General features: G+C 25.8%; 1 protein-coding gene. It reads right to left on the bottom strand.

Features of this window, described 5'->3' with window-relative positions; all coding sequences use genetic code 11:
* Window positions 1-632: 632 nt before the first annotated feature.
* Window positions 633-1243, bottom strand: a 611-nt coding sequence (locus tag DMG62_25050) for a hypothetical protein (GenBank protein PYY19047.1), incomplete at its 5' end; no start/stop codon positions are given.

Genomic DNA, 1243 nt, shown 5'->3' with positions numbered 1-1243 from the left:
TTGTCATACAAATTCTAACTTCTTAGACATGAGGTTATGAGCGTACTCCTTTATGAATACATTATATTCTCATACCTTCTAAGGCAGCCCTCAAAGAAGCTCTGTGAGCATATTCCTTTATGAATATATTATATTCTCACAACTTTCTTATTTCACTTCTTGGAGTATATTTTTCAATAAATTTTATTAATAACTTTTCAAATCAAGGCTTTGTAAGCGTATTCCTTTACGAATACATTCTATTCTTACAAGTTCTGACCTTTTAATTATACAACTTTCTAAATCAAGGCTCTGTAAGCGTATTTCTTATTGAATACATTCTATTCTTACAAGTTCTGACCTTTTAATTATAACTCTTATTACACTGAGGTGTAATCATCAATTATCATGTTCATTAATCTTTCTAAAATCTTTCTTATCATTCAATAACATTATTTTTGAATCTCCTACTAAGGGTCTTAATTTTTATATCATTGCCCCACCATCGCAATGAAAAATCCCTTGCAAACCTTTCTTTACAAATACATTTTTCCAATTAATTTTCAACTCTCTTAAATCTTACAATTTACATTAAAATTATAATATCCTGAAAACCCTAATTTTGTCGTTCATACATTCATTTTTTCTCTTAATTATTCTACTAAAGTTACTATAATTGTAGGTATCTTACCTATTTTATTTATTTTACTCTTATTCTTTTTATCATTCAATTCTTTTATCGCATATTCTATTTCTTCCTTTGTTAATTTAATAATTTTTTCAATACTAATTTCTTCAAGAAACTTAATTTTTTCTCTTCCGCCTGCTTCTTTTAATAATTTATAAAATTTTTCTGCCCTTTGTGTTCTTTTCTTTATTTTCTCATAATCCTTTTCTTTAAACCCTCCAATGTCAAATATTTCTTTATACACTTTTGTTCTTGCCATTTGTTCTGCTAAATTCTTTTCTGTTTCACTTTTTAATCTCAATTGAAAGCTTTCAGCATAATTAAATAAATATAATTTTTCTAATTCATCTGATCTTCTTGCTAAATTATACATTTTTTCCATTTCCTTTAAAAGCTTAATTAAATTTTCAGTTGTAATACGTTGTCCATTATCTATTTCCCTTTCTTCTTCAATTTCTAAATCCAATTTTTCAATAATAGTCTTCAAAGTTCTTCTTTTATTTTCCCTTTTTTCAATTTGATCTTCTTCACGTTCTTTTCTTTTATTTAAACACTTTTTTGGTTGTCTAATTTCTT

It is taken from the genome of Acidobacteriota bacterium (genome assembly GCA_003225175.1).
GTDB lineage: Bacteria > Acidobacteriota > Terriglobia > Terriglobales > Acidobacteriaceae > Gp1-AA112.
The sequence above is the reverse complement of the archived record's forward strand: the minus strand, read 5'-3'. Positions and strand labels throughout refer to the sequence as shown.